The sequence below is a fragment of the Janthinobacterium sp. BJB426 genome (assembly GCF_002735705.1).
Lineage (GTDB): Bacteria > Pseudomonadota > Gammaproteobacteria > Burkholderiales > Burkholderiaceae_D > Janthinobacterium.
In genome coordinates, this window is record NZ_PDZL01000006.1 from 242,869 (window position 1) to 260,933 (window position 18,065).

15 protein-coding genes and 1 riboswitch are annotated in these 18,065 nt (G+C 64.4%); of the genes, 6 read left to right on the forward strand and 9 right to left on the reverse strand.

Annotated features, from left to right (window positions below):
• Positions 1–2: 2 nt before the first annotated feature.
• The 5 genes from CSQ93_RS12805 to CSQ93_RS12825 form a co-directional block, all read right to left on the reverse strand.
• Complete coding sequence (locus CSQ93_RS12805) at positions 3–1,331, reverse strand: ATP-binding protein (protein WP_099378378.1); 1,329 nt, start codon at positions 1,329–1,331, stop codon at positions 3–5.
• An 87-nt stretch (positions 1,332–1,418) separates the two neighbouring features.
• Entirely contained in the window at positions 1,419–2,099 is a 681-nt protein-coding gene (locus tag CSQ93_RS12810) for a hypothetical protein (RefSeq protein WP_099378379.1), read from the reverse strand.
• Positions 2,096–3,118 carry an MlaD family protein gene (locus tag CSQ93_RS12815; RefSeq protein ID WP_099378380.1) on the reverse strand — a complete coding sequence of 341 codons (1,023 nt, stop codon included), beginning with the start codon at positions 3,116–3,118 and terminating at the stop codon, positions 2,096–2,098. Before CSQ93_RS12815 ends, CSQ93_RS12810 begins: the two co-directional genes overlap by 4 nt.
• A 55-nt stretch (positions 3,119–3,173) precedes the next feature.
• Positions 3,174–3,989 (reverse strand): MlaE family ABC transporter permease, encoded by an 816-nt coding sequence (locus tag CSQ93_RS12820; RefSeq protein ID WP_035827750.1) that lies wholly within the window; start codon positions 3,987–3,989, stop codon positions 3,174–3,176.
• A gap of 64 nt (positions 3,990–4,053) precedes the next feature.
• Positions 4,054–4,920, reverse strand: a complete 867-nt coding sequence (locus CSQ93_RS12825) for a LysR family transcriptional regulator (RefSeq protein ID WP_099378381.1) — start codon at positions 4,918–4,920, stop codon at positions 4,054–4,056.
• 128 nt (positions 4,921–5,048) lie between these two features.
• Between CSQ93_RS12825 and CSQ93_RS12830 the strand changes: the two genes are divergently transcribed.
• Entirely contained in the window at positions 5,049–6,419 is a 1,371-nt protein-coding gene (locus tag CSQ93_RS12830; RefSeq protein ID WP_099378382.1) for an MFS transporter, read from the forward strand.
• A gap of 7 nt (positions 6,420–6,426) precedes the next feature.
• On the opposite strand, the gene ribB is transcribed toward CSQ93_RS12830, so the two are convergent.
• Entirely contained in the window at positions 6,427–7,074 is a 648-nt protein-coding gene (ribB, locus tag CSQ93_RS12835) for a 3,4-dihydroxy-2-butanone-4-phosphate synthase (protein ID WP_035820303.1), read from the reverse strand.
• Positions 7,075–7,168: 94 nt separating this feature from the next.
• Positions 7,169–7,319, reverse strand: a riboswitch (FMN riboswitch).
• Positions 7,320–7,504: 185 nt separating this feature from the next.
• On the opposite strand from ribB, the gene CSQ93_RS12840 reads away from it, so the two are divergent.
• From CSQ93_RS12840 to CSQ93_RS12860, 5 genes are all read left to right on the forward strand, one after another.
• Positions 7,505–10,339 carry a M16 family metallopeptidase gene (locus CSQ93_RS12840; protein WP_099378383.1) on the forward strand — a complete coding sequence of 945 codons (2,835 nt, stop codon included), beginning with the start codon at positions 7,505–7,507 and terminating at the stop codon, positions 10,337–10,339.
• A 94-nt stretch (positions 10,340–10,433) separates the two neighbouring features.
• Positions 10,434–10,631: a hypothetical protein gene (locus tag CSQ93_RS12845; RefSeq protein ID WP_010399555.1), complete on the forward strand. Its 198-nt coding sequence runs from the start codon at positions 10,434–10,436 to the stop codon at positions 10,629–10,631.
• A gap of 144 nt (positions 10,632–10,775) precedes the next feature.
• On the forward strand, positions 10,776–12,359 hold the full coding sequence (locus CSQ93_RS12850) for a methyl-accepting chemotaxis protein (protein WP_099378384.1): 1,584 nt from the start codon (positions 10,776–10,778) through the stop codon (positions 12,357–12,359).
• Positions 12,360–12,446: 87 nt separating this feature from the next.
• Positions 12,447–13,316, forward strand: coding sequence for a ThiF family adenylyltransferase (locus tag CSQ93_RS12855; RefSeq protein ID WP_099378385.1), 870 nt, complete (start codon positions 12,447–12,449; stop codon positions 13,314–13,316).
• Positions 13,317–14,417, forward strand: coding sequence for a nitroreductase family protein (locus CSQ93_RS12860; RefSeq protein ID WP_099378386.1), 1,101 nt, complete (start codon positions 13,317–13,319; stop codon positions 14,415–14,417).
• A gap of 16 nt (positions 14,418–14,433) precedes the next feature.
• Here CSQ93_RS12860 and CSQ93_RS12865 read toward each other — a convergent pair whose 3' ends face one another.
• The 3 genes from CSQ93_RS12865 to CSQ93_RS12875 form a co-directional block, all read right to left on the reverse strand.
• Positions 14,434–15,423 (reverse strand): EDSAP-1 family PEP-CTERM protein, encoded by a 990-nt coding sequence (locus CSQ93_RS12865; protein ID WP_099378387.1) that lies wholly within the window; start codon positions 15,421–15,423, stop codon positions 14,434–14,436.
• A gap of 107 nt (positions 15,424–15,530) precedes the next feature.
• Positions 15,531–16,514 (reverse strand): EDSAP-1 family PEP-CTERM protein, encoded by a 984-nt coding sequence (locus CSQ93_RS12870; RefSeq protein ID WP_099378388.1) that lies wholly within the window; start codon positions 16,512–16,514, stop codon positions 15,531–15,533.
• Between the two features lie 188 nt (positions 16,515–16,702).
• On the reverse strand, positions 16,703–17,935 hold the full coding sequence (locus tag CSQ93_RS12875; RefSeq protein ID WP_099378389.1) for a glycosyltransferase: 1,233 nt from the start codon (positions 17,933–17,935) through the stop codon (positions 16,703–16,705).
• Between the last annotated feature and the right edge of the window lie 130 nt (positions 17,936–18,065).

The window sequence follows — 18,065 nt, forward strand, 5'->3', positions numbered from 1 at the left end:
GGCTAGGGCGCTGCCTGGGCCGCCGCCGGTGTGACGGGCAGGTGCACGGTAAAACGCGTGCCGCGGCCCACTTCCGAGGCCACTTCGATGCGTCCGCCGTGCTTGTTGACGATGCCGTACGACAGCGACAGGCCCAGGCCCGTGCCGCTGCCGACGGCCTTGGTGGTGAAGAACGGCTCGAAGATGCGCTTCAGGTGCTCGGGCGCGATGCCGGCGCCCGTGTCGCCGATTTCCACCCACACCCAGTCGCCCGCGTGCCCCGTGCGGATGCTGATCACGCCGTCGCTGCTGATGGCCTGGCCTGCGTTGACGAGCAGGTTCATGAAGACCTGGTTCAGCTGCGACGCCAGGCACAGTATCTGCGGCAGCTCGCCATAGTGTTTTTCGATGCGCGCCTTGTATTTCAATTCGTTGGCGACGATATTCAGGGTGCTGTCCAGGCCAGCATGCAGGCTGGCCACTTGCCAGTCCGTCTCGCCCACGTGGGAAAAATCTTTCAGCGCCTGCACGATGTCGCGCACGCGCTTCAAGCCATCCATCGATTCGCGCACCAGGTCGCCGATGTCGTCCTGCAGGAAGGCCAGGTCGGCCTGCGCGCGCACCTGGGTCACTCTGCCGGCCAGGGCCGGGCCATCGAGCGGCTCGCCCATCGCCGCTTCATACTGGGCGATGACGTCGAACAGGGTGCCGACATAGCCTTGCAGCGAACTCATGTTGGAATTGACGAAGCCGATCGGGTTATTGATTTCATGCGCGATGCCGGCCGCCAGCTGGCCGATGGAGGCCATCTTTTCCGATTGCAGCAGCTGGTCGTGGGCTTCTTGCAACTTGCTGATCAGTAGTTGCTGCTCTTCGCCGCGCGCCTGCAGCATCGCCTCCATGCCCTTGCGTTCCGTGATGTCCGTCAGCGAGCCGATCACCTCGAACGGCACGCCGTGATCGTCGCGCACGAGGCGCAGGCTGTCGTGCATCCACAGATAGCTGCCGTCGCGCACGCGGAAGCGGTACTCGTAGGCGCGCGCGCCTTCGACGAAGATCTGCGCCAGGCTGGAAAAGATGCCGGGCGCATCGTCGGGGTGGATGTGGTCGAACCAGAAATTGGGATCGGCAACCATCTCCTCTGGCTGGTAGCCCAGCACGTTGAGGGCATTGTTGCTGACAAAGGTCATCTTGAAGTCGCCGCTGGGCACGGTGCAATAGATGATGGAGGGCGTATTGTCGAGCAGGTATTGCAGGCGCACGGCCGTGGCGGCCGACGCGTCATCGCCAGGCGCCGCGCCGGCATGCCGGCCGGTATCGGGAGTGGAAAGGTCGAAATCCTCGAACTGCATCGTCACACCTCGCTGCCTGCACGGCCTTGATGTCATCCTCGTTCGATTATGCCTGATTCCGCCTGCTTTGGGCCGCCATCGGCGCGCTCAAGGCGCCAGCGGCTGCTCGACGATCGCCATGCGCCGCGCGATGCGCTGCGCCGCTTGCGTGTCGCCCGCCTGTTCGGCGCGCAGGCGCTGCACGCCCAGCCACGCCAGCAGCGGCCGGCGCCAGCCCTGATCCGAGGCGGTGGCCACGGCCGTATCGAGCAGTTCCGGCGTGGCGCGGCCCGAGCGCAGCAGCACGCCGGCCGCCACCAGTTGCGACAGCGGATCCTTGATGGCGGCCACGGTGCTGGCGGCGGCCGTGTCGGAGCTGGCGCCGGCGGCCGCGCGCTGCGTTTCCGGCAGCAGGGCGACGTCTGCCGCCTGCGCCTTGCCGGCCAGCCAGGCCGCATACGCGCGGTCGGCGGCTGTCGCGTCAGCTTGCAGGGCGTCAAAGCCGGCGCAGTCCTCGAACGCCAGGCTGGCCACGCGCGCGGCGCAGCGCAGCAGTTCGATGCGCGCCACGAGTTCAAGCTTGCCCGTGCCGGCCACCTGGCTGCGGGCGCGCCGGAATTCCGTCTGCTCGACCAGGGCGTTGCCATTCAAGTAGGCCGCTTGAAAACGTTCGACGGAACTTTGCGCATTCATTTTCCAGTCCGGCACGGGCGGGCCGCTGGAGCAGGCTGCCAACGCGGTGCACAACAATGCGGCCAGGGCGGACAAGGTGACATTGCGTTTTCTCATGGCAGTTTGATCTCCGGATTGCGCTTGAACGGCCATTTGCGGTTGATTTCATTGACCAGTTGCTCGACCTTGCGCAGATTGCTTTCCACGTCGGCGCGCAGCGGACCCAGGTCGGCTGTGGCCGCCTTGGCATTGGCACCCACGGCTTGCGCCTCGACCAGCACGGCGTCGACTTTTTTCAGGCTGTTGCGCGTGTCGGCCAGCAGCGCGTTCAGCTGCACGATGGTCGCCTGCGCATCCGTCATCACGCCTTTTTCGCCGAAGACGCGCGTATCGGCATTGGCCACCAGGCCATCCGTGCGGCGCGCCAGCTGGTCGGCCGTGATCAGCAGGGCGTTGGCCCGCTCGATCAGCAGGCGCGACTGTTTGTCGTCGCCCGTCAGCAAGCCCATGGCACCGCCCGGACCGCTGAGCTTGCCGGTCACGGCCTGCACATTGCGCATGGTGCCGTCGAGCGCGGAATCGGTACCCGTCAGGTTGCCCAGGTTGTTGAGCAAATCCTTGGCGGCGGCCAGCAGGCGGGGAATTTCCGCTGCCATGTCGCCTACCAGCAAGTCGCGCGTGGCATCGTCGGGCAGCGGCGGGTCCGTCAGGATGCCGCTGTAGGCGCGCAGCTTGGCGCCGCCCACGATGCCCCGTTCCAGGGTGAAGATGGAGCTGGTGCGCAGCCAGTGCGCGTCTTTTCGCGGCACGTCGATGATGACGCGCGCGCGACCGTCCGGCGCCAGTTCGATACGCTGCACGCGGCCGATGGGAAAGCCGGAAAAGGTCAGGTCGGCGCCCACGCCGACGCCGTCGGAATCGTCGGCCGTCAGCACCAGGGTCTGCGTTGCCTCAAAGGCGCCGCGCGCATACATCAGGTAGACGACGGAGCCGACCACCAGCACGAACATGAAGACGAGCAGAATGGCCGCCTTCAATTCGGCGTGGCGCACGGGCGGCGGGGCGGGCAGGACAGCGTCGGGCGCCGTGACGTCGGTCTGGTCGGGATTCGGTGGCTGGCTCTGGCTCTGGCTCATGGCTTCTGGCTCTCGTATGGATGGTTCGGGGATCGCTGGCGGTGGCGGCGGGGCATCAGTAGTAATTGCCCATCAGCGAAGCCACTTCGACCAGCAGGATGACGGAAAACAGGCGCAGCATTTCAGACAGTCCGTGCGCGGCCCACAGGCGGTTGCGCCGGCCATGCGGCTCTTCCGGGTAGTAGGACGAGGCCAGCGGGATCAGGGCCACTGCAAAGCTGAAGAAGATGACCTTGAGCATCAGGATCAGGGCCACGGCCGGATTGAAGATCTGCCCCACGACGCGCGTGTAGCCTTGCAGCGCCCACGGGGTAAAACCGTAGATGGTGATGTAGGCGAGGATCAGCGAAGTGACGCAGCTGACGATGGCCAGCATCCACACGGCAAAGATGCCGGACATGACGCGTGGAAAGTACTCGCGGCGCAGCAGGTCGACACCCTGGCGCTGCATGGTATCGAGCATGCCGGAAGAGCGCATTTGCGCAAACGCAATGCCGTCGGGCAGGGTCAGGCGCAGCGCAACGAACAGGGCGGCCGTCAGCGGTATCAATTCCAGCACCAGCACGCGCACCACCATTTCCAGCGCATAGCGCGACAGGCCGTAGCTTTGCGCGCTGACGACGACGATGCGTATCAGCACCAGGCTGACCAGCGCGCAGGCCACGCTGAACCACACGAGATTGGGCGCCGTATTGGTCACGAGGCGGTGCGCGAGGATGGGGCGGTTGTCGCGGTTATAGCTCGACGGCGACAGGGCCAGCGAAAACACGAGGATGGCGAAATGCAGCATGCGCCACCAGCTGACCAGCCAGGCCATGGTGGCCCGGTGCAGGCGGCGCAGGCTGATGATGAGGGAGACGGATAGGGTCATCATGGCATCTTAACATTGGATGCGTTCGATACAAACGATTGTCCAGCCGTGCGCGGGTGGCCCGCTATTGCCCCGCCACGCTGGCGATGATGGCATCGGCCGCCGCGCGCACGCGGGCAGAGCGGTTCAGGTCGGCATGCATGACCAGCCACACGTCGTAGCTTTCCGCCCGCTCGGGCCAGATGCGCACGAGGAGCGGGTCGATGTCGCCCAGGTGGGTGGCCAGCTCGGCCACGCCCAGGCCCGCGCGCGTGGCTTCCTGCAGCATCGCCGCCGAATTGACTTCCATGGCGACCCGGGCGTTGGCGACGGATTCGCCGGCCAGTTTTTCCGCGTGACGGGGCGCCACGGAATGGTGGTAGATGACGATGTCGTGGCCGGCCAGCGCCGTGCCGCGCACGGGTTCGCCCCGCTGCGCCAGGTAGGTTTTTGACGCGTACAGGCCCAGACTGCGCTTGACCAAGTGGCGCGAGATCAGGTCCGGGTCGGTGGGACGCACGCCGCGCACGGCCAGGTCCGCTTCGCGCCGCGTCAGGCTGGCCAGCTGCGGCGCCACGTGCAGCACGATGCGGATGTCCGGGTGGGCCGCGTGCAGCTGCTGCATGGCGCGGATGACGAAATGGCTGGCCATGGTGTCGGTGGTGGCCACGCGCACCAGGCCGGACAGGCGGTTGTCGACGCCCTGCATCTCGCGTTGCAGCTTGTCGGCCGCCCGTTCCATCGCTTCGGCTGCCGTGAGCGCCAGCTCGCCGGCCGGCGTGGGCACGTAGCCCGACGGCGTGCGCAGGAACAGGGTGGCGCCCAGCGAGCTTTCCAGCGTGGCCAGGCGGCGCCCGCAGGTGGCCTGGTCGATGCGCAGCAGGGCCGCCGCGCCGCGCAGGGTGCCGGCCCGGCCGATGGCGAGAAAGATGCGCGCGTTATCCCAATCCATGAGCCCAGTCCATATCCTTGTCCTTGTTTTCTGATGCAATTTTGCATCAAGGTGCCGATTTTATGCCTGTTTACTGCATCGTGCAACGCTCGCATAATGGCTGCCCTTCTATCCCTGCAAGGAATGCCATGCCTGCCCCCACACCGCGCCGCGCCAGCGGCTTGATCCTGCTGACCCTGGCCTTCGGCTTCGTCATGGCCATGCTTGACGTCACGGCCGTCAACGTGGCCTTGTCCGATATCGCGCTCGACCTGGCCATACCGCTGACGGGCCTGGTCTGGGTGGTCGACGGCTACACCTTGACGTTTGCCGCGCTGCTGCTGGCCGGCGGCGCGCTGGCCGACCGCTACGGGCCGAAAGCCGTGTACCAGGGCGGCCTCGGCGTTTTCATTCTCGGCTCGGTCCTGTGCGGCGCGGCGCCCGACGGCCACTTCCTGACGGCGGCGCGTTTGCTGCAGGGCGTCGGCGCGGCCCTGTTCATGCCCAGCTCCCTGAGCTTGCTGACGCACAGTTTTGACGACGAGCGAGAGCGCACGCGCATGCTGGGCGCCTGGTCGGCCCTGGTGGGCGTGGCCGGCGCGTCCGGCCCCTTGATCGGCGGCATCCTCGTGCACCAGTTCGGCTGGCGCAGCGTCTTCTGGGTCAACGTGCCGCTGGGCGTGCTGGCCATCGTCATGGCGCAGCTGCTGCTGGCCGCACCGGCGCGCCAGCCGCGCGATTTATCGCTGTTCAGCCATGCGCTGGGCGTGGCGGCGCTGGCGGGCCTGAGTTTCGTGCTGATCGAAGGCCCTGTGCTGGGCTGGCTGTCGCCCGGCGTGCTGGCGGCGGGGGCCTTGACGGTATTGTCGGCCGGGCAACTGCTGCGGCGCGAGCGCAGCGGCAGCCATCCGCTGTTGCCGCGTGCACTGTTTCACAGCAGCAGCTTTGGCGCGGCCAACGGCGTGGGTTTTTTGATCAATTTCTGCGTGTTCGGCCAGCTGTTCTTATTGAGCCTGTTCCTGCAGCAGTCTGGCGGCGCCGATGCCTTGCAGTCGGGCTTGCGCCTGCTGCCCATGATGGCGGCCTATACGGTAGGAAATTTCATGGCGGGAAGTATTGCGGCCCGTCATGGCACGCGCCGACCCATGCTGCTAGGCTTGCTGGTAGGGGCCGTCATGGCCGTATTGTTGATGGGCTTGCGTCCAGGCACGCCGTACGCGCTGCTGGCGCTGGGCACGGCCGTCATGAACGTGGCCATCGGCATCGTGATTCCCGCCATGACGGCCACCGTGATGCGGGTGGCCGGCAAGCAGCATGCGAACAGTGCGGCGGCGGCCTTGAATGCTAACCGGCAAATCGGCGCCCTGGTGGGCGTGGCCCTGATCGGCAGCATCCTGCACATGGTGCAGGATTGGTCGCTGCGCTTGCCGCTGGCCTACGCGACGATCGCCGTCGCGTATGGCCTGGCGGCGGGACTCGTCTACCGGCACGTGCATCCGCCGAAGGCCGTGGCCGCCTGAAGATGGCTTACTGTTCGCGCGTGCTGCGCCATTCTACCAGTTCTTCGATGGTCAGGATCGGCATGCCGTGCAGTTCGGCGAAACGTTCGATATCGTCGCCGCGCATCATGGTGCCGTCCGGATTCATCAGCTCGCACAGCACGGCGGCCGGGTTCAGGCCCGCCATGCGCGACAGGTCGACGGAGCCTTCCGTGTGGCCACGGCGTTCGAGCACGCCACCGGGCGCGGCGCGCAGGGGGAACACGTGGCCGGGGCGCACCAGGTCGGCGGGCTTGGCATTGGGCGCGATGGCGGCGCGGATGGTGGTGACCCGATCGGCGGCCGACACGCCCGTCGTGACGCCGTCGCGCGCCTCGATGGACACGGTGAATGGCGTGCCATAGCGGCTGCCGTTGTCGGACGACATGGGCGGCAATTCCAGCGCGCTGACGACGTCCGTCGGCAGGCACAGGCAGACGATGCCGCTGCATTCGCGGATCAGCAAAGCCATGGTTTCGTTCGTGAGTTTCTCGGCAGACAGAATCAGGTCGGCTTCGTTTTCACGGTCGAAATCGTCGAGCAGGATGACGGGGATGCCGGCGCGCATGGCGGCCAGGGCGGATTGGATACGACCTTCCAGGTCGTTGGAAAGCAGGGTATAGCTGTTGACTAACATGGTGAAACGCTCCTCGCATAGGCGAAAAACGCTGCAGGGCAAGCGAATAGACGCAACTGGCCGCATCGCCGGGGCGATGGGACATCACACTACTGCACATCTTCTTTCATCCGGACTATACCGTCGGCCCCGGAATCACACCGGATCTGCTGACCCCGCCAAACGACGTTTGACAGGCGCTCGCGGGCTTGACCGTTGCCGGTCTTACCGCCGGTGGGGAATCGCACCCCGCCCCGAAGACGTATTGTTGTGCCGGTCCACATGACCGGCGGCAATACTTTAGCACAATTGAAAAAAGCTGGCAGGACACTGCTGAGTTTGTCATTCGGCAAAGTTGCCTGGGAAAAGCCGTTTTTCCTAAGCTGTTTTTAATGGCGGAAACAGGATTTCAGTGTAAGGTATGCCTACTGAATCTTACCGTTGAGAATACATGAAGCTGAGTAAATTACGCCTGATCTCGGGCGCCGTCTTGCTGGCGTGCGCCTGCATGGCCCAGGCGGGAATCCGTTTGAGCGATCCCCTGCCGCTGGCACCAGAAGTTACCGTTGGTAAACTGCCGAACGGCTTGACCTATTACATCAAGAAAAATGCCCGTCCCGCGCAGAAAGTGGAATTGCGCTTGGTGGTGAAAGCCGGTTCCATCCTGGAAGATGAAGACCAGCAAGGCCTGGCGCATTTCACGGAACACATGGCCTTCAATGGTTCCACGCATTTCAAGCGCAATGAACTGATTTCCTATCTGCAATCGATCGGCGTGAAGTTCGGCGCCGATTTGAATGCCTACACGAGCTTTGATGAAACCGTGTACGTGCTGCCGATTCCGACGAACAAGAAGGAAAACCTGGAAAAGGGTTTTCTCGTGCTGGAAGACTGGGCGCATGGCTTGAAATTCAATCCGGCCGACATCAACAGCGAACGCGGCATCGTGCTGGAAGAGGCGCGCCTGGGCAAGGGTGCCAGCGACCGCATGAACAAGGTCCTGTATCCGAAGCTGCTGAACGGTTCGCGCTATGCGGAACGCATGCCGATTGGCAAGGAATCCGTGCTGAAAACGTTCAAGCCGGAAGCCATCAAGCGTTTCTACAAGGATTGGTACCGTCCCGACCTGATGGCCGTGGTGGTGGTCGGTGATGTGGAGCCGAAACAGGCTGAAAAGCTGATCCAGCAACATTTCGGCAAGCTGAAAAATCCCGCAAAACCGCGTCCGCGCCTGTATGCGGAAGTGCCGCAGCGCTCGCAAACGGAAGCGCTGGTGATCACGGACAAGGAAGCGCCGGACGACACGGTCTTCATCCGCTACCCGATCCGCGCCGCGCAGGAACCCGTCACCATCGCCGACTACCGCCGCCAGATGATCGAGAACCTGTACGGGCAAATGCTCAGCGCGCGCATGCAGGAATTGACGCAGCAGGCGAACCCGCCGTTCATCCAGGGCGGCAGCAGCATGGGCAAGCTGGTGCGCGGTTATGAATCGTTCAGCGCGTATGCCTTGCTGGGCAAGGGCGGCGTGCAGCCGGCCGTCGATGCGCTGGTGCAGGAAGATGAGCGGGCGCGCCGCTTCGGTTTCAGCCAGGATGAGCTGGACCGCGCGCGCAAGAACATGCTGCGCAATTACGAGCGCGCATACAGCGAGCGCGACAAGTCCGATTCCTCCGGTTTCGTGGCCGAGTATTCGCGCAACTTCCTGGAGCAGGAAGCCATCCCCGGCATCGCCAATGAATTGCTGTACGCGCAGGAACTCTTGCCGCAGGTAACCTTGCAAGAAATCAACGAGACGGTGGCCAAGGTGATTCCCGACCAGCAAAAGAAACTCGTGGTCTTCATGGGCGCCGAGCCGAAAGCGGGGGGCAGCGTGCCGACGCAGCAGCAATTGCTAGATGCCGTGGCGAAAGCCGAGCAACAAATCATCGAGCCGCGCACGGAAAAAGTGCTGGCCAGCAAGCTGATGGATGCGCCGCCGGCCGGCGGCAGCATCGTCTCGGAAAAGTTGAACAGGGCCATCGGCGTGACGGAACTGATCCTGGGCAATGGCGTGCGCGTGCTGCTCAAACCCACGGACTTCAAGAATGACCAGGTGCTGATGGGCTCGACGCGCTTCGGCGGCCAGTCGCTGTTTGGCGATGCCGACATCTACAACGCCCGCTACGCCAGCGCCGTGGTCGGCAGCATGGGCCTGAAAGACCTGGCGCCGCTGGACTTGCAAAAAGTCTTGGCTGGCAAGACGGTCAATGTGGGCGCTTCGCTGGGCGAACTGAGCGAAGGCTTTGGCGGCTCGGCCAGCAGCGCCGACGTGGAAGCCATGCTGCAACTGGTGTATCTGTATTTCCATGACGTGCGCAAGGATGCGGGCCTGTACCAGTCCTTCATCGGCAAGCAGCAGGACCTGGCGAAAAACAGCATGGCGCAGCCGGAAGCCGTGTTTTACGATGCCATCCAGCACGCCATGTTTGGCGACAACCCGCGCGTCGATGGCGTGCCGCGCGTGGCCGATTTCGACAAGGTGGGCCTGGACCGTTCGCTGGAAATCTTCCGCCAGCGCTTTTCCAGCGCGCGCGACATGACCTTCATCTTCACGGGCAGTTTCGAGCTCGACAAGATCAAGCCGCTGATCGCCAGCTACCTGGGCACCTTGCCCGTGGCTGACGTGCCGCACGCCTACCGCGACGTGGGCATGCGCCCGGTGACCGGGGTCGTCAAGAAGGACATCTACATGGGCAGCGAGCCGAAGAGCACGATTTCCATCACCTTCAATGGCGACGTGGCGTATTCGGACGAGCAAAAGCTGACCCTGCAGGCGCTGGGCGAGGTGCTGAACCTGAAAGTCATCGAAGTGCTGCGTGAAAAGATGAGCATGATCTATGGCGGCGGCTTTGAGACGTCCATGGGCCAGCATCCGTACGGCCACTATTCCGTGGCCTTGAACTTGCCGACGGGACCGGAAAACGTGGACAAGGTGATCGCCGCCGCGTTTGCCGAAATCAACAGGATGAAGACGGACGGGCCGTCCGCGGCGGACCTGGAAAAGGTCAAGCTGAACTGGATCACGCGCCAGCAGAAATCCTTGCGGGAAAACAACTACTGGATGAACCAGTTGATGGGTTCGGTGACGCAGGGGCGCGACCCCGCGCACATCCTGCGCTACGAGCAGCGCGTGCGCGCCCTCACGCCGCAAGCCGTCAAACTGGCCGCGCAGCGTTACCTGGACATGCACAATTATGTACAGGTGGTACTGTATCCGGAACGCAAAAACGTTGCAGCCAAGTAAGCTTCATTGTTGAACTGCAGGGGCGGCAGTGTGGCGAAGCTGTTAAACTGCTGCTGATTGATGTGATCGCAATTTAACAAGCAAGGACTGTACGATGGCTAAGAAAGAAGAACTCGATCCGGAAACCCTGGAATTGATCAACTGGTGTATCGAGGTCGAAGGCTTCCTCGTGGCCGGCGGTGCCACCGTGGCGCAGGCGCAGGACCACATCGAAGAGCAGGTCGAGTGGTTCACCGACCAGTTCTACGACGGCTTGACGCCGGAAGAGGCGGCCAAGGAAGCCTTGGCCTGACCTTTCATCCAGACTTCAGCAAGACATATGCGGGCGGTGCCTGCCGGGCATCAGCCTGGTAGCGCCGCCCGCTTTGCTTTTCTGAAAAGATTTCCATATGGAAATTGTTTATAATTCCACATTTTATTCTTTACCCAGGCTCCCATGACTCTCCGTTCGCGCATTCTTCTCCTGTGTTTCAGCACCTTGCTGGGCATCGTCCTCATCGCTTCATTCTCCCTGTATTCGCTGCGCCAGACCATGATGGCGGAAAGGGTCGAGCAATTGACGGTGCTGGTGGAATTGGCCAATGCCTCGGTGGAAAAGGCGTATGCGCTGGAACAGTCGGGCAAGCTCACGCGTGAGCAGGCGCAGCAGCAGGCCAAGCTGGCCATCGGCAGCTTCGTCAAGGACGAGATGTATTATTTCGTGCGCGATTTCAGCACCGACTTGCTGTACGTACACCCAAATCCTGCGCGCATCGGCACGCCGCAAAAGAACATGAAGCAGTCGGGCGACCGCTACCGCGTGGCCCTGGCCAGCAGCCGCATCGGCCTGGTGCAGGCGGATGGCACACGTCCCGGCGTGAAAGATCCGGTGGCGAAGATGTATGCCGTGGTGAAATTTGCGCCGTGGGACTGGCTGATCGGCACGGGCACGTATATCGATGACATCAACCACAAGTTCTGGGCCCAGGCCGGCGTGCTGCTGGCCATCGGCGGCGCGCTGATGCTGGTGGTGGGCGCCCTGGCGGCCCTGATGCTGCGCCGCATCCTGGCCCAGCTCGGTGGCGAACCCGACTATGCGGCGGCCATCGTGGCGCAAATCGCCCAGGGCGACCTGACCACGCAGATCGATACGCGTCCCGGCGATACCTCCAGTCTGTTGATGGCGATCAAGGCCATGCGCGACAACCTGGCCCATCTGGTGAGCCAGGTGCGCAACGATGCGGAATCCATTTCCACGGCGTCGGGCGAGATCGCTTCGGGCAACCACGACCTGTCGGCGCGCACGGAGCAGCAGGCGGGATCGCTGGAAGAAACGGCCTCGACCATGGAAGAAATGACCTCGACCGTGCGCCAGAATGCGGACAATGCGCGCCAGGCCAACCAGCTGGCTATTTCCGCCTCGCAAGTGGCGACGCAGGCGGGCGGCGTGGTGAGCCAGGTGGTCGACACCATGGGCGCCATCAATGCCTCGTCGAAGAAAATCGGCGACATCATCGCCGTCATCGACGGCATCGCCTTCCAGACGAATATCCTGGCCCTGAATGCGGCTGTGGAAGCGGCGCGCGCGGGCGAGCAGGGCCGTGGCTTCGCTGTCGTGGCCAGCGAAGTGCGCAACCTGGCGCAGCGTTCGGCCGCGGCCGCCAAGGAAATCAAGCAATTGATCGACAGTTCCGCCGAGCAAGTGGGTGCCGGTGAAAAACTGGTGGCGCTGGCGGGCGAGACGATGGAAAAAGTCGTCTCCAGCGTGCAGCACGTGACCGATATCGTGGCCGAGATTTCCTCTGCCAGCGCCGAGCAGAGCGCCGGCATCGAGCAGATCAACCAGGCCATCGTCGAGATGGACAACATGACGCAGCAAAACTCGGCCCTGGTCGAGCAGGCGTCGGCGGCGGCGCAGGCGATGAACGAGCAGGCGGCAGGGCTGGCGCAGATCGTCAGCGTGTTCAAGGTGGGCGCAGTGGCACCGGCTGCGGCAGCGCTACAGCGCAGCGTGCCTGCGGCGCGGCGCCTGGCGCGCTAAGCGCTTTTTTCTGTCATGCGGGGAACTTAACCCCGGCTCACCTGTCCAAACTTTTTCGTCCGCAAGGGATGCACAGAAGAGGTGAGCATGACAGACGGTTTTTCCTATCACGCGGCGTTCGCCCGCAACCTGGGCTGGGTCACGCAGGCGGAGCAAAATAGCTTGCGCGGCAAGCGCGTGGCCATCGCCGGCATGGGCGGCGTGGGCGGCGTGCACTTGCTGACCCTGGCGCGGCTGGGCATCGGCGCCTTCCACATCGCCGATTTCGACACCTTCGATATCGCCAATTTCAACCGTCAGGCGGGCGCCATGGTGTCCACCCTGGGCCAGCCCAAGGTGGCCGTGCTGGCGCAGATGGCGCGTGACATCAATCCTGAACTTGAGATTAAACAATTTCCAGACGGCATACACGACAGCAACCTGGCCGAGTTTTTTGCCGGTGTCGACCTGTATGTGGACGGCCTGGATTTCTTCGCCTTTCCCGCGCGCCAGGCCACCTTCGCCACGTGCGCGCGCCTGGGCATCCCCGCCATCACGGCCGCGCCGCTGGGCATGGGCACGGCCGTGCTCAGCTTCATGCCGGGCGGCATGACGTTTGAAGACTATTTTGGCTGGGGCGACTTGCCCGAGGAAGAAAAAGCCCTGCGCTTTCTCGTCGGCCTCGCGCCGGCCGGCTTGCACGCTCCCTACCTGGTCGACCCGTCGGCCATCAACCTGAAGGAGCGGCGCGGGCCGTCGACCATCATGGGCTGCCAGCTGTGCGCGGGCGCGGCCGCCACGGAAGCCTTGAAGATATTGTTAAAGCGGGGCAAGGTGATGGCGGCGCCGCACGGCATGCATTTCGACGCCTACCGCAACAAGCTCGTGCATACCTGGCGTCCCGGCGGCAACCGTCATCCGCTGCAGCGCCTGACGATGGCCATCATCAAGCGGCGCCGCGCCGCCCAGGGGAAATGAATGGGGCAAACTTTGCAGATGGATCCCGTGCTGGAAAACATCCTCGAGCAGGCGCGCTGGGCGCCCAGCGGCGACAACACGCAGCCGTGGCGCTTTGAAGTCGTGGACCCGCGCCACGTGGTCGTGCATGGCTTCGATACGCGTAGCCATTGCGTGTACGACCTCGACGGCCATCCCAGCCAGCTGTCGCTTGGTGCCTTGCTCGAAAGCATGGCACTGGCGGCCAGCAGCCATGGTCTGCGCATGGAAGCGCGCCGGCGTCTGTCCCTGCCCGACACCTTGCCCACGTTTGACGTGCACCTGCTCGACAGCCCTGGCATGCTGCCCGATTCGCTGGCGGCCTTCTTGCCGCAGCGCAGCGTGCAGCGGCGCCGGCTCAGCACGCGCCGCTTGCGCACCAGCGAAAAGGCAGCGCTGGCGGCCAGCTTGCCGCCCGGTTACGGCGTGCAGTGGTTCGAAGGCGGGCGCGCACGCCTGGCCTGCGCGCGCCTGATGTTCGACAATGCGAAGCTGCGCCTGACCATGCCCGAGGCGCACAAGGTGCACCGCGACGTCATTGAATGGGGCGCGCGCTACAGCAGCGACCGCATCCCGGAGCAGGCGCTCGGCGTCGATCCGATGACGGCGCGCCTGATGCGCTGGGTCATGCACAGCTGGCGCCGCGTGGATTTTTTCAATACCTGGCTGGCTGGCACCGTCGCGCCGCGCCTGCAGATGGATTTGCTGCCGGGCCTGTATTGCGCCGCGCATTTCGTGCTGCTGGCCGAGGCGCCGCCGCGCCACATCGACGATTACGTGGCGGCCGGCCGCGCCATGCAGCGCTTCTGGCTGACGGCCACGCAACTGGGCCTGCAATTGCAGCCGGAACTGACGCCGCTGATCTTTGCCCGCTATGTGCGCGAACGGCGCAGTTTTTCGCGTACCGATGGCATGCAGGAGCTGGCGCAGGAGCTGGCTGCGCAATGCCAGGCCGTGCTGGGGGAGGCGGCGTTTGACCGGGCCGTGTTTCTCGGGCGCATAGGCGCCGGGCCGGCGGCCAGTGCGCGCTCGCTGCGCCGTCCGCTGCAAGACTTGCTCGTCGCGCCGTCCCCCGGGCAATGAGCCGCAGCCGCGTGCATCAAGAGTGCAGCCGGCGCGCCAGGGCCAGCATGCCCAGGCCGGCCGCCAGCAGCGGCAAGGTGCCCGGCAGCGGCATCGGCGTGGTGGTCGGCACGTAGACCAGTTCGGAACTGTTCAGCAGGTTCAACACCAGGGTGTAGTTGCCCGCCACCAGGTGGTCCGTGACGGCGCCGTACTGCCCGCCGCACGTCGTGCCGATGCCGGTGCCCGTGGGCGCGCCGCAGCCACTGGGATCGTAGGTGAACACGCTGCCGCTGGTGAGCGGCGTTTGCGCGTAGCCGGTATTGAGGTTGGCGGCATCGGCCAGTTCGGTGCCGCCCAGGATGCCGGAGCCGAGCTTGCCGTCGGGCGCCCAGTTGAAGACGATCTGGCCATGTTCATCGATGATGGTAAATGTCATCGCCATATTCGTCGTGGCCGCCGAGCCTGTGCCGGCCAAGGCGTCCAGGTACAGTTGCATGAAGGGCAGGGCCTGGAAATCGAAGGCCATGGTTGCGCCCGGTTGGCCGACGATGAAATTGACGGTCATCGCGGTGCTGGAACCATTGCGTCCGGAGGCGTCGGCGCTGCCGCTGCCCGTCAGGAAGGTTTCCGCCGCATTCACGGTATGCGTGCTGGTCGAGCCCGGTGGAAAGGGGGGGATTTGCGAGGTGACGATTTGCGCCTCGCCGCGCGCATACGAGGCATTGCCCATGCCTTGCCGGGTAAAGTCGTTTTCCCCCTTGCTCACGGCGCCGCGTTTCGCTTGTGGCGCATCGATTTCGTTGCTGCCGCCATTGATGATGCTGCTGCCATTGAGCGTGGCGGTGGTGCGCGACAGGTCGATGTTGCTGAGCAAGGTGGTGGAGCCGGAGGGATTGCTGATGACCAGGCCAAAGACACTGGTGTACGAATAGCCGTAGGCGGCGGCGCTGGCAGTGCCGCTGCTGGCCAGCAACAGCAAGGCCAGCAGGGCCGTTGGCAGCCGGGTGCATAAAAAGGTAGTCATGAAAATCCTCATCTCCTGGTCGGCCGCGTTGTAAGGAAAACCGACAGGCTTGCCACATAAAAAAGGCGAGGACACGCCCTCGCCTGTGAAGCCCTCCTGTTGCCTGGTCAGGCGGCAACTTTGCGGCGGCGGGCATAGCCGAGACCAGCCAGACCCAGCCCCAGCAAGGCCAGGGTGCCCGGTTCCGGTGTCGCTTGCTGTTTCACCAGATCCACGCTTTCCACCGCATTCAGGGTCAGGGTGTAATTGCCAGTCGCGAGAGCATTGCTGACGGAGGCGAAGTGGCCGCCGCAAGCCGTGCCCACGCCCGTGCCCGTGGGCGTGCCGCAACCGGTGGGGTCATACGTAAACAGGTTGCCGCGCGTCAGGAAGTTGGTCGCCAGGCCTGTGTTCAGGTTGGCCGCATCGGCCGATTCCGTGCCACCGAAAATGCCGGAGCCGATGACGCCATCAGGTGTCCAGTTGAAGACGGTCGCGCCGGTCGAGTCGGTGATGGTGATGGTCATCACCAGGTTGGCCGTCGCGGTGGAAAGCTGGCCCACTGTGCTTTGCAGGAAGACTTGCATGAATGGCGACGAGAAGAAGTCAAAGCTCAGCGTTGCCGTGGGCGAACCGACGACGAAGTTGACGGAGAAGCCCGTGGTCGAGCCGTTGCGCCCGGATGCATCGGCCGTGCCGGAAGGACCGTCCAGGTGGGCCTCGGCCACGTTCACCGCTTGCGTGGAGGTGGAGCCGGGCGGGAACGAGGGAAACTGCGTGCTGACGATCTGCGCATCGCCGCGCGAGTAGTTGCCCGCGGCACCTTGTTGTGTGAAATTATTCTCGCCCTTGGTCACGGCGCCGACGGCGGCGCGGGGCGAGTCGAGCAGGCCGGGGCCGCCATTGATGACGCTGACGCCATTCAGGGTGGCCGTGGCGCGCGAGATCGTGGTGCTGTTCAGGGCGGTGATGGAACCCGTGGCGGCGGCGATCTGCAGGCCGTAGATGTTGTTGTAGGCATAGCCGTAGGCACCCGCCTGTGCGCTACCGGCGGCGCACAGCATGGCCAGTGCCGCTGCGGCCGGAAGCAGTTTCAGTTTCGAGAGTTTCATTGTAGTCACCTCGTGGTTGAGTGAGTCTGGAAGTCTTGCCTGAGTCCTGTCGGCAGGTGCTCATGGCCAGACTTAAGCGACTTCCATGCCATCGCATGAGGTTCTTTTGAAATCAAGGACTTGGCGTGCTTTTGTTGACGTGCTGCAGGTACTGCCGGACGTGCTGTAAGAAAAACCGACGCCGCCCGTCAAGGCTGGCCGCCTTGCGGCAACGGACCCAGCAAGGCGTGCAGATGGGGCAGCAGGCGTTGCGCGGGCACATAGTCGCGCATGGCCGTGGCCAGTTGACGCGCCGCCAGCCTGGCCCGGCCATCGTCGAGCATGCGCGTGGCGGCATGGCGCAGGGTGGTTTCCTGGAAGCGGTCGGCGCGCAGCAGCTGGCCGGCGCCGGCCCCCGCGATGCCGTGCATGTTGAGGAATTGATCGAGGTTGCCGGCGATGCCGATGACGGGCACGCCCGCCGTCAGTGCCTGCTGGCTGGTGGGGCTGCCGCCGTTGCAGATCACCAGGCTGGCGCGCCGGGCCGCCGCGTCGCCCGGCAGAAAGGGCGCGACATAGGCATTCGGCGGCACGGCATCGATGCGGATGGTGCCGGCTGTGGCCGCCAGCACGGTGACGGGCAGGGGCGCCAGCGCGCGCAGCACGCGCGGCAGCAGTTGCCCCTGGCCGGAACTGCCCAGGGTGACATAGATGATGGGCCGTCCGCTGCTCAGCTCCGGGCGCTGCCACCAGTCCGGCAAGTCGAGCGGCGGGGCCCAGATGACGGCGCCCAGGTAGTCGTGCGTGGACGGCATGGCCTGCGGCGGGAACAGTTGCGGAATGTCCGCGTACAAGGTGTGGTCGGCATCCGTATAGATGCGCCGCAGGTCGCTGCCCAGCGATGGCAGGCCGTGGCGGCGGCGCACGCGGTTCAGGGGCACGGCATGCGCGGCGAAGGCCAGCGGGCGGATCAGGCGGAACATCGGATCGGCCAGCCAGATGGGCAGCATGCCTGTCAGGGGCAGGCTGGGCACCGTGTAGTGCTGGCGCACCCAAGGACTCCAGTAGGCATTGCTGACGGTGATGTAGGGAATGCGCTGCAGGCGCGCGCTGACCGACAGCGACAGGCGGAAGTCGCCGATCACGAGATCGGGCTGGACGGCATTGAGCAGGCGCAAGTCGTCTTCCACATACGCGTGCAGGGTGCTTTCCGTGTAGACAGGCTTGCCCTGGGCCAGTGCCTGCAGGAATTGCAGCGATGAAATACTGTCGATGCGCCAGCGCCGGAAGGACGCGTGCTTGAAACAAAAGTCATAGCCATCGGCGCAGGCAAAATGCACCTCATACTCGTTCTCGTCCAGACCCTGGGCCAGGCTCAGGGGGCGGCCGACGTGGGCCAGGGTCACTGCCTCGGCCATGAGGAGGATTTTCTTGCGCGCCATGGGGATCGATTGCACTCGCAGGAGAGATACCTGCCAAGTTGGAGTGGCGCCACGCCGTTTAGTTCCCGCAGATGCCGTCACTGGCGGGCGCCAGGATTTGGCCGCATCGGCTACAGTGGGGGCAAAGGAG

Coding starts and splice junctions, on each gene's coding strand:
- CSQ93_RS12805 (WP_099378378.1), bottom strand. CDS start 1,331: ATGCAGTTCGAGGATTTCGACCTTTCCACTCCCGATACCGGCCGGCAT.
- CSQ93_RS12810 (WP_099378379.1), bottom strand. CDS start 2,099: ATGAGAAAACGCAATGTCACCTTGTCCGCCCTGGCCGCATTGTTGTGC.
- CSQ93_RS12815 (WP_099378380.1), bottom strand. CDS start 3,118: ATGAGCCAGAGCCAGAGCCAGCCACCGAATCCCGACCAGACCGACGTC.
- CSQ93_RS12820 (WP_035827750.1), bottom strand. CDS start 3,989: ATGACCCTATCCGTCTCCCTCATCATCAGCCTGCGCCGCCTGCACCGG.
- CSQ93_RS12825 (WP_099378381.1), bottom strand. CDS start 4,920: ATGGATTGGGATAACGCGCGCATCTTTCTCGCCATCGGCCGGGCCGGC.
- CSQ93_RS12830 (WP_099378382.1), top strand. CDS start 5,049: ATGCCTGCCCCCACACCGCGCCGCGCCAGCGGCTTGATCCTGCTGACC.
- ribB (WP_035820303.1), bottom strand. CDS start 7,074: ATGTTAGTCAACAGCTATACCCTGCTTTCCAACGACCTGGAAGGTCGT.
- CSQ93_RS12840 (WP_099378383.1), top strand. CDS start 7,505: ATGAAGCTGAGTAAATTACGCCTGATCTCGGGCGCCGTCTTGCTGGCG.
- CSQ93_RS12845 (WP_010399555.1), top strand. CDS start 10,434: ATGGCTAAGAAAGAAGAACTCGATCCGGAAACCCTGGAATTGATCAAC.
- CSQ93_RS12850 (WP_099378384.1), top strand. CDS start 10,776: ATGACTCTCCGTTCGCGCATTCTTCTCCTGTGTTTCAGCACCTTGCTG.
- CSQ93_RS12855 (WP_099378385.1), top strand. CDS start 12,447: ATGACAGACGGTTTTTCCTATCACGCGGCGTTCGCCCGCAACCTGGGC.
- CSQ93_RS12860 (WP_099378386.1), top strand. CDS start 13,317: ATGGGGCAAACTTTGCAGATGGATCCCGTGCTGGAAAACATCCTCGAG.
- CSQ93_RS12865 (WP_099378387.1), bottom strand. CDS start 15,423: ATGACTACCTTTTTATGCACCCGGCTGCCAACGGCCCTGCTGGCCTTG.
- CSQ93_RS12870 (WP_099378388.1), bottom strand. CDS start 16,514: ATGAAACTCTCGAAACTGAAACTGCTTCCGGCCGCAGCGGCACTGGCC.
- CSQ93_RS12875 (WP_099378389.1), bottom strand. CDS start 17,935: ATGGCGCGCAAGAAAATCCTCCTCATGGCCGAGGCAGTGACCCTGGCC.